15 protein-coding genes are annotated in these 13,512 nt (G+C 66.1%); 6 read left to right on the top strand and 9 right to left on the bottom strand.

Features of this window, described 5'->3' with window-relative positions; genetic code table 11:
- Positions 1-168 precede the first annotated feature (168 nt).
- Together H7J93_RS20075 and H7J93_RS20070 are read left to right on the top strand one after the other, a co-directional pair.
- The gene (locus H7J93_RS20075) at positions 169-1,251 is read left to right on the top strand and encodes an NAD(P)H-dependent amine dehydrogenase family protein (RefSeq protein ID WP_267308067.1); all 1,083 of its coding nucleotides are present in this window, start codon (positions 169-171) and stop codon (positions 1,249-1,251) included.
- 38 nt (positions 1,252-1,289) lie between these two features.
- A complete protein-coding gene (locus H7J93_RS20070) occupies positions 1,290-1,775 on the top strand; it encodes a flavin reductase family protein (RefSeq protein WP_267308066.1) in 486 nt (161 codons plus the stop codon).
- Between the two features lie 10 nt (positions 1,776-1,785).
- Here H7J93_RS20070 and H7J93_RS20065 read toward each other — a convergent pair whose 3' ends face one another.
- The 5 genes from H7J93_RS20065 to H7J93_RS20045 form a co-directional block, all read right to left on the bottom strand.
- Positions 1,786-1,947, bottom strand: a complete 162-nt coding sequence (locus H7J93_RS20065; protein ID WP_110810432.1) for a hypothetical protein — start codon at positions 1,945-1,947, stop codon at positions 1,786-1,788.
- A gap of 90 nt (positions 1,948-2,037) precedes the next feature.
- Entirely contained in the window at positions 2,038-2,787 is a 750-nt protein-coding gene (locus tag H7J93_RS20060; protein WP_267308065.1) for a succinate dehydrogenase/fumarate reductase iron-sulfur subunit, read from the bottom strand.
- 9 nt (positions 2,788-2,796) lie between these two features.
- On the bottom strand, positions 2,797-4,710 hold the full coding sequence (locus H7J93_RS20055; RefSeq protein ID WP_267308064.1) for a fumarate reductase/succinate dehydrogenase flavoprotein subunit: 1,914 nt from the start codon (positions 4,708-4,710) through the stop codon (positions 2,797-2,799).
- Between the two features lie 32 nt (positions 4,711-4,742).
- Positions 4,743-5,582 carry a succinate dehydrogenase subunit SdhC gene (gene sdhC, locus H7J93_RS20050; protein WP_267308063.1) on the bottom strand — a complete coding sequence of 280 codons (840 nt, stop codon included), beginning with the start codon at positions 5,580-5,582 and terminating at the stop codon, positions 4,743-4,745.
- 46 nt (positions 5,583-5,628) lie between these two features.
- Complete coding sequence (locus H7J93_RS20045) at positions 5,629-5,922, bottom strand: Rv0250c family protein (protein WP_267308062.1); 294 nt, start codon at positions 5,920-5,922, stop codon at positions 5,629-5,631.
- 110 nt (positions 5,923-6,032) lie between these two features.
- Between H7J93_RS20045 and H7J93_RS20040 the strand changes: the two genes are divergently transcribed.
- Positions 6,033-6,791: an isocitrate lyase/PEP mutase family protein gene (locus H7J93_RS20040; protein WP_267308061.1), complete on the top strand. Its 759-nt coding sequence runs from the start codon at positions 6,033-6,035 to the stop codon at positions 6,789-6,791.
- A gap of 10 nt (positions 6,792-6,801) precedes the next feature.
- Positions 6,802-7,098: a hypothetical protein gene (locus H7J93_RS20035; protein ID WP_267308060.1), complete on the top strand. Its 297-nt coding sequence runs from the start codon at positions 6,802-6,804 to the stop codon at positions 7,096-7,098.
- A gap of 36 nt (positions 7,099-7,134) precedes the next feature.
- On the opposite strand, the gene H7J93_RS20030 is transcribed toward H7J93_RS20035, so the two are convergent.
- On the bottom strand, positions 7,135-7,542 hold the full coding sequence (locus tag H7J93_RS20030) for an Hsp20/alpha crystallin family protein (protein WP_267308059.1): 408 nt from the start codon (positions 7,540-7,542) through the stop codon (positions 7,135-7,137).
- A gap of 211 nt (positions 7,543-7,753) precedes the next feature.
- On the opposite strand from H7J93_RS20030, the gene nirB reads away from it, so the two are divergent.
- Positions 7,754-10,303, top strand: coding sequence for a nitrite reductase large subunit NirB (gene nirB / locus H7J93_RS20025; RefSeq protein ID WP_267308058.1), 2,550 nt, complete (start codon positions 7,754-7,756; stop codon positions 10,301-10,303).
- The gene (gene nirD / locus H7J93_RS20020; RefSeq protein ID WP_267308057.1) at positions 10,300-10,644 is read left to right on the top strand and encodes a nitrite reductase small subunit NirD; all 345 of its coding nucleotides are present in this window, start codon (positions 10,300-10,302) and stop codon (positions 10,642-10,644) included. Before nirB ends, nirD begins: the two co-directional genes overlap by 4 nt.
- 11 nt (positions 10,645-10,655) lie before the next feature.
- On the opposite strand, the gene H7J93_RS20015 is transcribed toward nirD, so the two are convergent.
- The 3 genes from H7J93_RS20015 to H7J93_RS20005 form a co-directional block, all read right to left on the bottom strand.
- Positions 10,656-11,435 (bottom strand): superoxide dismutase family protein, encoded by a 780-nt coding sequence (locus H7J93_RS20015; protein ID WP_267308056.1) that lies wholly within the window; start codon positions 11,433-11,435, stop codon positions 10,656-10,658.
- A 157-nt stretch (positions 11,436-11,592) separates the two neighbouring features.
- Positions 11,593-12,285: a sirohydrochlorin chelatase gene (locus H7J93_RS20010; RefSeq protein ID WP_267308055.1), complete on the bottom strand. Its 693-nt coding sequence runs from the start codon at positions 12,283-12,285 to the stop codon at positions 11,593-11,595.
- Complete coding sequence (locus H7J93_RS20005) at positions 12,282-13,430, bottom strand: uroporphyrinogen-III synthase (protein WP_267308054.1); 1,149 nt, start codon at positions 13,428-13,430, stop codon at positions 12,282-12,284. The genes H7J93_RS20010 and H7J93_RS20005 overlap by 4 nt, the downstream gene beginning before the upstream one ends.
- Positions 13,431-13,512 lie beyond the last annotated feature (82 nt).

The raw sequence follows: 13,512 nt of genomic DNA, 5'->3' as shown, positions 1-13,512 counted from the left end.
GAAACTATACCGCTCAGTAACTTGAACACAAAGCGGTCACGAAGAATTTCAAATGGCTAAGCAACCCGGTGGTTGGTCGGGACCGAAAATACGCAGTTGACAAGTGCTTTTGTACCCACTTCGCGGCAATGTGAATCTCATCACGGGCGGTCCGGCTAGGGTGGTCGCGTGCTTCGAGTCGCAGTGTGGGGAACAGGGAATATGGGGGCCACGGCGATCCGGAGCGCAGCAGCGTTTCCCGGGTTGCAGCTGGCGGGCGTCATCACGTCCTCGCCGGACAAGTCGGGTAGGGACGCGGCCACGTTCGCCGGGATGGATCAGCCCACCGGAGTCGCCGCCACCACCGACGTCGATGCGGCATTGGCCGACTGCGACGCGGTGGCCTACATGGCCTCCGGCGACATCCGCCCGGACGACGCGGTCAACGACATCGAGCGCTGTCTTCGAGCTGGGGCCCACGTCGTCACGCCGTCGCTGTACTCGCTGTACGACCCCCGCTCGGCTCCGCAGGAATGGGTCGACCGGTTGACCCGGGCGGCCGAGGAGGGCGGCTCCACGCTGTTGGTCAGCGGCGTGGATCCGGGATGGGGCAACGATGCGCTCGCCGTCATCGCCGCCGGACTGTGCACGCGGATCCAGTCGATCCACTGCCAGGAGATCTTCGATTACTCGACGTACAACCAGCCCTACGCGGTCAAGGTCTCGTGCGGCTTCGGCGGGTCGATGGACGAGGTGCCGATGATGCTCCTGCCGTCGGTGCCGACGATGGTGTGGGGCGGCAACGTCCGGCTCATCGGACGCGGGCTGGGCTTGGAGATCGACGAGATCGCCGAGCAAGTCGAGCGTCGACCGCTGGAGGAGTCCGTCGACACCGTGATGGGTCGGTTCGAAAAGGGCACCCAGGGCGCCTTCTGGCTCAAGGTGATCGGAAAGGTCAACGGGCGGGAACGCGTCGTCGTCGACCACATCACCCGCATTCACGAGTCATGCGCACCTGACTGGCCGTATCCGGACCAGGGCGTGGGTGACCACCGGGTGATCGTGCACGGCGACCCCGAGCTGACCATCACCAGCCGCGCCGACCTGCCCGGAGGGACGCGCGCCGACGGCGGCAACACCACGGCCGCCAACCGCCTGCTTGGCGCGCTCGACTGGTTGTCGACACAGAAGCCCGGGATCTACGACGGCCTCGACGTGCCGCTGCAGACCTGCCGTCCCCCCGAGGTGGAAGCCCAGCGCTGGGCAGACTGACTCCGTCGCGCCACCCGGCGCGTGTGAAAATGAAACAGATGAGTAAAAGCGATCTGAGCCCGACGTCGCTGCGTGAGGCGTTCGGCCATTTTCCGTCCGGTGTCATCGCGATAGCGGCCGAGGTCGACGGCGTTCGGGTCGGTCTGGCCGCGAGCACCTTCGTGCCGGTGTCGCTCGATCCGCCGCTGGTGTCCTTCTGCGTGCAGAACAGCTCGGAGACGTGGCCGAAGCTGCGGGACCTTCCCCAGCTGGGCATCAGCCTGCTCGGCGAATCGCACGATGCGGCCGCGCGCACGCTGGCGGCCAAGACCGGCGACAGGTTCGCCGGCCTTGACACTCACTCGCGCGAATCCGGTGCGGTGTTCGTCGGCGGTACCAGCGTGTGGTTGGAAAGCTCAATCGAGCAGTTGGTTCCCGCCGGGGATCACACCATCGTCATCCTGCGGGTCAACGAGATCACCGTGCACGACGATGTACCGCCGATCGTGTTCCACCGCAGTACATTTCGCCGCTTGGGCGCATAGCCCGAGCCGGTCACGGGCGAGCGGCCAGCTCCTCGCGATAACCGTTGATGCGCTGTTCGAGTTCCTCCGCGTCGGCGGTGCGGCCCTCCTTGCGAGCCAGCTCCGCGCGGCTGCTGAGTTCACGAATCGCAGTGCGGATGTCGTTGATGCTGTGCGGCTCCCGCAGACTCATATCGTCGCCTTTCTTCGATAATCGGCTGCTTTATATAGAGGCTACCCGCGGCACCGCCGACCTCAACCCTGATTCAGGGCCGCCCGCTCATCACCGCCGAAACAGCTTGTTGCCCAGCCACACCACCGGGTCGTACTTGCGGTCGGCGGCACGTTCCTTCAGCGGGATCAGCGCATTGTCGGTGATCTTGATGTGCTCGGGGCACACCTCGGTGCAGCACTTGGTGATGTTGCAGAAGCCCAGGCCGTGCTCGTCCTGCGCCTGCACCGACCGGTCACCCCGGGTGTCGAGGGGATGCATGTCGAGTTCGGTCTGGCGCATCAGATACCGCGGACCCGCGAAGGCCTTCTTGTTCTCCTCGTGGTCACGCACCACGTGGCAGGTGTTCTGACACAGGAAGCACTCGATGCACTTGCGGAACTCCTGCGACCGATTCACGTCCTCCTGCATCATCCGGTACTCGCCGGGCTGCAGATCCTTCGGCGGGGTGAACGACGGGATCTCCCTGGCCTTCTCGTAATTGAAGGAGACATCGGTGACGAGGTCGCGGATCACCGGGAACGTGCGCAGCGGCGTGACGGTGATGGTCTCCGTCGGGTCGAACGTCGACATGCGCGTCATGCACATCAGCCGCGGCCGCCCGTTGATCTCTGCCGAGCAGGATCCGCACTTGCCGGCCTTGCAGTTCCACCGCACGGCAAGATCGCCGGTCTGGGTCTGCTGCAGGCGATGGATGATGTCGAGCACCACCTCGCCCTCGTTGACCTCGACCGAGTAGTCCTGCAGGTCGCCGCCGCTCTGGTCGCCGCGCCAGACCCGCATGTTCGCTTGGTAGCTCATCAGGCTCTCCTAACCTTTCCGAGCCGAGTGGTGCTCGAGTTCCTCGGGCGTGAAGTACTTCTCCAGCTCTTCGAGCTCGATGAGCTCGAGCAGGTCTTCGCGCATCGGTACCTGGTCCTCACGGGTGATGGTGATCTCGGGGACGACCGCATCGCCCTGAGCGCGACACACCAGCAGCGTCTTACGCCAAGTGGCATCCATGGACGGATGGTCGTCGCGGGTATGCCCGCCGCGGCTCTCCGTGCGCTCGAGTGCGGCCCTGGCAATGCATTCGCTGACGATGAGCATGTTGCGCAGGTCGACCGCCAGGTGCCAACCGGGGTTGAAGTGCCGGTCGCCCTCCACCCGCACGCGCTTGTACCGCTCGCGCAGCTCCTTGAGCTTCTCGATCGCCTCGGACACTTCGTCGGCCTTGCGGATGATGCCGACCAGGCTGTTCATCGTGTCCTGCAGGTCCAGCTGCAGGGTGTACGGATTCTCCGTCGCATCCCCGTTGGTCGGACCCTCGAACGGCTTGAGCGCCAACTTGGCCGCGTCCTCGACCGCCGCCTCGGACACCGTCGGCCGGTCGGACAGCGAACGCACGTAGTCGGCAGCCCCCATGCCGGCCCGCCTGCCGAACACCAGCAGATCCGAGAGGGAGTTGCCGCCGAGGCGGTTCGATCCGTGCATGCCACCTGAGCACTCACCCGCGGCGAACAGCCCCGGGGTCTTGGCGGCTCCGGTGTCGGGATCGACCTCGACCCCGCCCATCACGTAGTGACACGTGGGCCCGACCTCCATGGGCTCCTTGGTGATGTCCACCTCGGCGAGCTCCATGAACTGGTGGTACATCGACGGCAGCCGCCGCTTGATCTCCTCGGCGGGCAGCCGCGACGCGATGTCGAGGAAGACGCCGCCGTGCGGTGAGTTTCGCCCGGCCTTGACTTCGGAGTTGATGGCCCGGGCCACCTCATCACGGGGCAGCAGGTCGGGAGTGCGGCGCGCGGAGTCGTTGTCCTTGAGCCACTGGTCGGCTTCCTCGATGGTCTCGGCGTACTGACCCTTGAAGACCGGCGGGATGTAGTCGAACATGAACCGCTTGCCGTCGGAGTTCTTCAGCACTCCGCCGTCGCCGCGCACACCCTCGGTCACGAGGATGCCCTTGACGCTGGGCGGCCACACCATCCCGGTGGGGTGGAACTGGACGAACTCCATGTTGATCAGCGTCGCGCCCGCCCGCAGTGCCAGGGCATGCCCGTCACCGGTGTACTCCCACGAGTTCGACGTCACCTTGTAGGACTTGCCGATGCCGCCGGTCGCCAGCACCACCGCCGGCGTCTGGAAGAGGATGAAGTTCCCGCTCTCGCGCCAGTAGCCGAACGCACCCGCGATGCGGTCGCCGTCCTTGACGAGATCGGTGATGGTGCATTCGTGGAACACCTTGATGCGCGCTTCGTAGTCACCGAACTCGGCTTTGTCCTCCTGCTGCAGCGAGACGATCTTCTGCTGCAGCGTGCGGATGATCTCCAGACCGGTGCGGTCGCCGACGTGGGCGAGCCGCGGATAGGTGTGACCGCCGAAGTTGCGCTGGCTGATCCGCCCGTCCTTGGTGCGGTCGAAGAGCGCCCCGTAGGTCTCCAGCTCCCAGACGCGGTCCGGCGCCTCCTTGGCGTGCAACTCGGCCATGCGCCAGTTGTTCAGGAACTTCCCGCCGCGCATGGTGTCGCGAAAGTGGACCTGCCAGTTGTCCTTTGGGTTGGCGTTGCCCATCGCAGCGGCGCAGCCACCCTCGGCCATGACGGTGTGTGCCTTGCCGAACAACGACTTCGTGACCACTGCAACCCGCAGGCCACGCTCCCTGGCCTCGATGACCGCACGCAAACCCGCGCCGCCGGCCCCGATCACGACCACGTCGTACTCGTGCCGCTCGACATCAACCATTGATAATCCTCACTAAATTGCGAATATGCTTGTCAGCCAATAAATCTCAGGTCAGAGATGGTGCCGCTCGCGACCAGCATGATGTAGAAGTCGGTCAGCATCAGCGTTCCCAACGTGACCCACGCGTACAACTTGTGTCGCGTGTTGAGAGCACTCACCTGCGTCCAGAACCAGTACCGGATCGGGTGTTTCGAGAAGTGCTTGAGGCGGCCGCCGACGACATGGCGGCAGGAGTGGCAGGACAGCGTGTAGATCCACAGCATCACCACGTTGCCGACGAGAATGATGTTGCCCAAACCGAATCCGAAACCGCTCGGAGACTGGAACGCGATGATCGCGTCGTAGGTGTTGATCACCGAGATGATCGCCGCGATGTAGAAGAAGTACCGGTGGGTGTTCTGGATGATCAGCGGGAAGCGCGTCTCGCCGGTGTATTTCGCATGCGGTTCGGCCACCGCGCATGCGGTCGGCGCCTGCCACACCGAGCGGTAATAGGCGCCGCGGTAGTAGTAGCAGGTGAGGCGGAACAGCAGCAGAAACGGCAGGGAGAACGCGGCGTAGGGCAGCCACCAGACGTCGGGCAGGTACTGGCCGAAGTGACTGGCCTCCGGGATGCAGCCCGACTGTGTTGCCTCGTTCCACTTGACGACACAGGGTGAGTAGAACGGTGTCAGGTAGTGGTAGTCGGCGACGTAGTAGTTGTTCTGCAGGAATGCCCGCACCGTCGCGTAGATGACGAACGCCGCGAAACCCAGATCGACGATCAGCGGCGACTGCCACCACCGGTCGGTGCGCAGGGTGCGCTGTGGAATCTGGGCACGGCTCGGCGAAAAGACGCCGGTCGCCTTGCGGTCGGCGGTGGGTGCGCTCACTATTACCTCTCGGAGTTGTCGTATCCCAGGTCAGGGGGTGGCTCGCCTAGCGCGTGCCACCCAGACCCTCGTCGTCGACACCGCGCCAGAAGTCGGTGTCGTACTGCGTGTCCGGAATCGGGATCCTCTCGCCGCCCTGGTGGTGGACCACACCACGGGCGAGCTCCAGCTCCTCGGCGTCGATGTCCAGACGGTCGATGTCGTTGAGGATCCGCTCAGCATCGTTCACGATCCGGCGCGTGGCCGGGCTGTCGCCGTACCTGGACGCCAACGTGGTGACGCACCGCCGCAGGTTTCCTATTAGCTCGTGAAGCTCGGCGAGTTCGGTTGTGCTGGACAAGTGACCTCCTTGGGCTGAAGGGTGTCAGGCATCACGTTACGACACCCGGCGCTAGTCACATCATGCACTGGGTAGTGAGACAGATCACGTCTGAAGCGGAGGTTTGACCAATGCCCGACCCGGTTCTCAAGGAGCGCGCCGACGCCCTGCTCGCCCTTCACCAGCCCGGCAACCCAGTGGTGCTACCGACGGTCTGGGATGCCTGGTCGGCCCGGCTGGCCGTCGACGCCGGGTTTGCCGCACTCACGGTCGGCAGTCACCCGCTTGCCGATTCCGTCGGCAAGAGCGATCAGGAGGGCATGACGTTCGACGACGTCCTGGCCAGAATCTCCCAGATCACCGCCGCGGTGGACGTACCGGTCTCGGTGGACATCGAGTCCGGCTACGGCCAGGCGCCGGCACGGCTGATCGAGGGTCTGCTCGACGCCGGTGCCGTCGGCTTGAACATCGAGGACACCGTGCACAGCGAGGGTGGCCGGCTGCGGTCGTCGAGCGAGCACGCCGAACTCGTCGGCGCGCTGCGCAAGGCCGCCGACGACGCCGGGGTGCACGTCGTCGTCAACGCACGGACGGATCTCTTCCTGCGCCAGGACGGCGACGAGTCCGACCGGGTGGACCGCGCGATCGCGCGACTCAAAGAGGCGGCAGCAGCAGGCGCGGATTCGCTCTATCCCGTCGGCCGTCACGACCCGGACACGCTGCGGCGCTTGGCCTCCGAGCTTCCGCTGCCGATCAACGCCATCGCGTTGCCCGACCAGGACGACCCGGCGTCGTTCGGGCCGCTCGGCGTGGGCCGCATCAGCTTCGGCCCGTTCCTGCAGCGCGCTTTATCTGCGACAACGGCAGAGATTTTGCAGCGCTGGGCTTAGCATTCCGCCTGTGGCGGGCGATGACGAGCCGATCTGGTTCGACGAGCGGTCGCTCGTCGTGGCCGGCGGCGTGGCGGGGCTGATCCTGCTGGCGATCCTCGTCTATGCGGTGATGCGCACCTCGGATTCGGCCAAGGTGCCCGCAACGGTCTCGATTCCGACGTCGTCGGTCACTCCGTCGACGTACACCACGGCCTCGACGACGACCACCACCAGTTACACGGTGCCGAGAGTGGAGACCAGCGAGTACAACCCGCCTCCCCCTCCCAGCCCACGCCCCGACCAGCCGACAACGCAAAGCCGGTGAAACCCCAAGGGTCCCACCGGCTCTCGTGTCGAGGTATTACTTGCTCTCGATAGCGATGCGCTGCGGTTCGGCGCCCCTGTGACCACCGGCGACGCGTACCGTGAGCACCCCTGCGTCATAGGACGCCGAGATCGCATCGGTCGCGGCGTTCTCGGGCAGCTTGAACGACCGGCGGAACGAGCCGTAACGCACCTCACGCAGCGTGCGGCCATTCTCCTCGGACGCATGCTCGTCGCGGCGCTCGCCACGAATCACCAGATGGCCGCGATCGACCTCGACGGTGACGTCCTTGTCGACGTCCACTCCGGGCAGTTCGAGACGGACGACGGCGTCGTCACCGTCGCGCACGATCTCGGCCGCCGGGGTGAACCCCTCGAACACACCATCCTTGATCCAGCGGTCGATATCCCACGCGGGCCGCGACCACAGTGTCACCTTGCTCATCGTCTGTACTCCTCTGTCGGGTGTTGTCGTGACCGGCACCATGCCGGTCTGTCACCCGCTATAACTTGAGTCGACCACGCTCATGTTCCAGCTGGGCGTTCGCCGTCAGCGAACTCGCTCACATCGGGTGCCCGACGACAGTGAGCACACCGTGATGGCCGCTTCACACAAGGGCACATTGCGGCAATATCGCGTGCCTAGCCTCTGCGACATGCGTTCTCAAAGGAACGTCGTGGTCGTCGGCCACGGCATGGTCGGTCATCGGTTCGTCGAGGCGTTGCGTTCGCGCGACAGCGCCGGTGAATGGCGGGTGACCGTGCTCGCCGAGGAGGCCGACGCCGCCTACGACCGCGTCGGCCTCACCTCATACACCGAACACTGGGACCGCGGGCTGCTGGCGCTGCCGGGCAACGCCTATCCCGGCGACGACCTCGTCGAGACCCGGTTGGGCAGTCCCGTCACCGCCATCGACCGGACCGCCAAATCCGTCACGACCGCGGCAGGCGACCGAGTCGACTACGACGCGCTGGTGCTGGCCACCGGTTCCTATGCGTTCGTCCCTCCGGTGCCCGGACGCGATCTGCCTGCCTGCCACGTGTATCGCACGCTCGACGACCTCGACGCGATCCGCGCGAGTGCGCGACGCGCCGTCGATCAGGGCACCCCGGTCGGCGTGGTCATCGGCGGCGGCCTGCTGGGCCTGGAGGCCGCCAACGCCCTGCGCTCATTCGGGCTGCAGGCGCACGTCGTCGAGATGGCGCCGCGGCTGATGGCTCAGCAGCTCGATGAGGCCGGCGGAGCACTGCTGGGGCGGATGATCGGTGAGCTGGGGATCACGGTGCACACCGGGGTGGGAACGGAGAGTATCGCTCCGTCGCAACGGAATCGCCCGGTCCGGCGGTCCGCCGACAACGACTCGGTGCGCGTGGCGCTGAGCGATGGGACGTTCATCGACACCGGCGTGGTGGTCTTCGCGGCAGGTGTGCGGCCCCGCGACGAACTGGCCCGTGACGCCGGATTGGCCCTCGCGGAGCGGGGCGGCGTGCTCACCGATCTGTCCTGCGCCACAATGGATCCCAACATCTACGCCGTCGGTGAGGTCGCGGCGATCGAGGGCCGCTGCTACGGCCTCGTCGGTCCCGGCTACACCAGCGCCGAAGTGGTCGCCGACCGGTTGCTCGGCGGTGAAGCCGAGTTCCCCGAGGCCGACATGTCGACCAAGCTCAAGCTGCTCGGGGTCGACGTGGCCAGCTTCGGCGATGCGATGGGCACCACCCCGGACTGCCTGGAGGTGGCGATCAACGACGCCGTCAACCAGACCTACGCCAAACTGGTGCTCTCCGACGACGCGAAGACGCTGCTTGGCGGCATCCTCGTGGGCGACGCGTCGGCGTACGGTGTGCTGCGACCGATGGTCGGTGAGCAGCTGCCGGGCGACGCGTTGGCGCTGATCGCGCCGGCCGGATCCGAAGGCGGCGGGGGACTGGGCGTCGGTGCGCTGCCGGCCGCCGCGCAGATCTGCTCGTGCAACAACGTCACCAAGGGCGATCTGACCGAGGCCATCGCGGGTGGCTGCTGCGACGTGCCGGAATTGAAGAAGTGCACGCTGGCGGGCACGTCCTGCGGCTCGTGCGTCCCGCTGCTCAAACAGCTGCTGGAGGCCGAGGGCGTCGAGCAGTCCAAGGCACTGTGCGAACACTTCAGCCATTCGCGCGCAGAGCTTTTCGAGATCATCACCGCGACATCGATTCGCACCTTCTCGGGTCTGATCGAGCGGTTCGGCACCGGAAAGGGTTGCGACATCTGTAAACCCGCCGTCGCGTCCATTTTGGCGTCGACGAGCTCCGATCACATTCTCGACGGTGAACAGGCGTCGCTGCAGGACAGCAACGACCACTTCCTAGCCAACATCCAGAAGAACGGCAGCTACTCGATCGTGCCGCGCGTACCCGGCGGCGACATCACTCCCGAGCAGTTGATCCTCATCGGCGAGATCGCAAGGGATTTCGACCTGTACACCAAGATCACCGGCGGGCAGCGCATCGACATGTTCGGTGCCCGCGTCGACCAGCTGCCCGAGATCTGGCGGCGACTGGTCGAGGGCGGGATGGAGTCGGGCCACGCCTACGGCAAGGCACTGCGGACAGTGAAGAGCTGTGTGGGCAGCGACTGGTGCCGGTACGGCCAACAGGATTCGGTGCAGATGGCCATCAACCTCGAGCTGCGGTACCGCGGCCTGCGGGCACCGCACAAGATCAAGATGGGTGTCTCGGGTTGCGCGCGCGAATGCGCCGAGGCGCGGGGTAAGGACGTCGGGGTCATCGCGACCGAGACGGGCTGGAACCTCTATGTCGGCGGCAACGGCGGCATGACCCCCAAACACGCCCAGCTGCTCGCTAGCGATCTCGACGACGAGACGCTGGTCCGCTACATCGACCGGTTCCTCATGTTCTACATCCGCACCGCCGACCGGCTGCAGCGCACCGCGCCGTGGGTCGAGAGCCTCGAAGGTGGGTTGGACCATCTGCGCGACGTCGTCTGCAACGACTCCCTCGGTCTCGCCGAGGAATTCGAGGCGGCCATCGCGCGCCACATCGAGGGGTATGCGTGCGAGTGGAAAGGCGTCCTCGAGGATCCGGAGAAACTCTCGAGGTTCGTGTCGTTCGTCAACGCTCCCGACGTCGCCGACCCGACCGTCGAGTTCACGCAGCGGTCAGGCCGCAAAGTTCCCATCGGATTGCCGAAGGTGCCTCAAAAATGACTCTTGTCAACGATGTTCAGGTATGGACGACCGCGTGTGCCTACGACCACCTGATGCCGTGCCGAGGTGTGGGCGTGCTGCTTCCCGGCGGTGTGCAGGCGGCGCTGTTCCGGCTCGACGACGGCACCCTGTATGCGGTGGGCAACATCGATCCGTTCTCCGGCGCGGCGGTGATGTCGCGCGGAATCGTCGGCGACCGCGGTGGCCGTCCGACCGTGCAGTCACCGATCAAGAAGCAGGCGTTCGGTCTCGATGACGGGGTCTGCCTCGACGACCCCGATGTCGCGCTCCCGGTGTATCCCACCCGGATCGTGGACGGGGACGTACAGATCGGCGCCTGACCCGCCGCGGATCAACCGCCGTCAGGGCCGGGCAGCGGCGGCACGGTGATCTCCGGGATCTCCGGGGGCTGGATCACGGTGACGGTGCTGGTACTCGTGGTGGGAACGACACTGGTCGTCGTCTCGGCCGGTGACGTCGTCTCGGTGACCGTCGCGGGTGGAACTGTGGTGGTCTCGGGTGGAACCACCGGGGCTGCGGTCGTGGTGACGGTCGATGTCGAGGTCGACACGGATGTGGTCGCGCCACTCGCAGGGCTCAGGACGCCGCAGGCGAGCCGCTGCTCGGCGGCGGGATCCTCGGCGCCCATGCCGGTGCCCTGGTGCAGCACGATTGCCGAGCCGTCCGGGCCCTTGAGTTGATCCTCGGTGAAGCCGTCACTGGTGGCGACGAGCTTGCCCGCCCCGTCCGAGCGCACGAGCAGCGACGGCAGATCCCCGCTCGCGGGCTCGCCGGTATGCCCGGGCGCCTGGAAGTGGTCGCCCGCCGAGGTGAAATCGCCTTCGCACGTGCCGATGGCATGGATGTGAAGACCGTGCAGTCCGGGGGAGAGGATGCCGGTGCCGACGGTCTCGACGGTCACTGTGGCGTATCCGCTGGTGAAGTCGATCGTCGCATCGGCGACAGGCTCGCCGTCGGCCGTCTTCAGCTGGGTGGTCAGAGCTTGCGCGCTGGACGCCGGTCCCGATGTGGTCGTTGTCGACGAATCGTCGGCGGACTGGTTCGCGCAGCCGCTCAAAACGGTTACGGGAGCGGCAATTAAAGCGATGGCGGCGGTGACATGCTTGATCATGAGAGCGCGCGTACCCGTCGGTCTGGCGCTACAAACCCGGAATACGACCGCTCCTTCCAAAAGCAAAGAGCCGGCTTTACCGCGAGCAGTCGCAAAGTGACCAAAATTGTCGGCGTGTCGGCACACTTTGTGTCTGCTCGCGCAGGGAAGGGGACCCCTACACCGCGATCGGCAACCGCGCGCGGCGGAACCGGCTGACGATCAACCGTGCCATCGACGGATGCGACCCCAGCGGCTCGGTAACGAGATCTGCCCCGCTGCACCGCAGGCGATCCTGAAAGAGCCCGTCCGACAGCAGGTATGACGCCACGACCACCCGGCGGGCACCGCGCCGGCGAAGGCGCGCCACCGCGTCGGCGACGGTGGGTTCCCCGGTCGCGGCGAAGGCGAGCTCCACTCGATCGCCGATGACCGCCGACAGCAGCGCTGCGACCCGCTTGAGATCGGATTGCGCCAGCGGATTGGAGGTTCCCGCCGCCGCGAGGACCACTGAATCACCTGGCCTCCAACCACATTCGACGAGTCGGTCAGCCAGGATGTGACCGAGCTGCGGGCTGGGCCCCAGCGCATCGGCGATCACGACATCGGGATGTCCGCTCGCCGCCACATGCTCAGGGATATCGGTGTTGACGTGGTAGCCGCGGGACAAAAACGCCGGTACCACGACAGCGGGCGCATCGAGTTCGCGCAGCACCTCGCTGGGCGTCGGACCGAGCACGTCGACGAACGCGACGTGCACACCTGTCCCCAGCGTCATCGAGACGCTGTGCGCCAGGTCGCCGATGAGCGCGATTCCGGATTGTTTGCGGGTGCCGTGCGCCACCAGTACGTGTGCGGCGGGAAAACTCATAGTGCGTGCGCCAGTTCCTCGTCGATCGCGAGTCGGTAGCCGCGCTTGACGACGGTCGACACGATGTTCTTGTCCCCCAGTGCAGTTCGAAGTCGCAGGACCGCTGTCTCGACGGCGTGGGTATCGGTACCGCTGCCGGGCAGCGCGGAAAGCAATTTGTTGCGCGACACCACCGCCCCGGGGTGATGTGCGAGCGCCCGAATTGTGGCCATTCCCGCCGGTGACACCGCCTTGACGTCGCCGTCCACCATCACGCAGGTGCCGCGGATCTCCAGCAGGTGGCCGGCCACCTGCAACTTGCGGGAGCACAACAGCGGGAGTTCGTCGGTGATGTGTCGGGCCAAGGCGCCCAACCTCATTCGTTCCGGAGCGGACGTCGGCACGCCGAGGCGTACCAGCGGCCGGGCCGTCACCGGACCCACGCACATCGCATGCACATTGGTGCGCAGCGCCGAAAGCACCTGGTCCTCGATGCCCATCTCCATCGCCCGCATCAACACCGAGGCGACTGCCGGCGCGGAGGTGAAGCTCACCGCGTCGAACTTCTCCTCCGCGATGCCTGCCACGAGTTGGTCGAAGTCTCCGTTGCGGGGCGCGGGCCGCCACCGGTACACCCGGATCGGCACCACTTCGGCACCGGCCGCGCGCAATTCGTCGAGGAACTCCGGGTAGGGGTCCCAGTCCTCGGTCGCACCGTGCAGTTGCACCGCGATGCGCTGCCCTGCGATACCGCCGTCGACGAGGTAGTGCAGGAGTTCGCGCGACGACTCCGAATCGGGTGACCATTCCTCGGGCAGTCCCGCGGCACGCAGCGCACCGGTCGCCTTCGGCCCGCGCGACACTATGCGCGCCTTGCTCAACGCCTCGATCAGGTCACCGGCCAGTCCCCAGCCGTCAGCTGCAGCGACCCATCCGCGAAACCCGATGCCGGTGGTCGCGATCACGATGTCCGGCGGCACCTCGATCAGTGCTTCGGTGTGGGTGCGCAGCGCGTCGTCGTCCGGAAGCGGCACCATCGCGATCGCCGCCGCGCTCGTCACGGTGGCGCCGCGGCGTTGCAGCAGCGCGCTCAGTTCTTCGGCGCGGCGGGCGGATGTCACCGCCACCCGAAATCCGGTGAGCGGTGCCCAGTCAGGCTCACTCATGACACCTGTGTATTCAGCTCGTGTTTCCGGCTGATTACTTGGTCATTGCCTGGACGTGTCAGGGGTCGTCGGCAATCCATAA

This window comes from Mycobacterium barrassiae, assembly GCF_025822765.1.
Classification (GTDB): Bacteria; Actinomycetota; Actinomycetes; order Mycobacteriales; family Mycobacteriaceae; genus Mycobacterium; species Mycobacterium barrassiae.
Note: the sequence above shows the minus strand (reverse complement) of the source record. Positions and strands in the feature narration are given on the sequence as shown.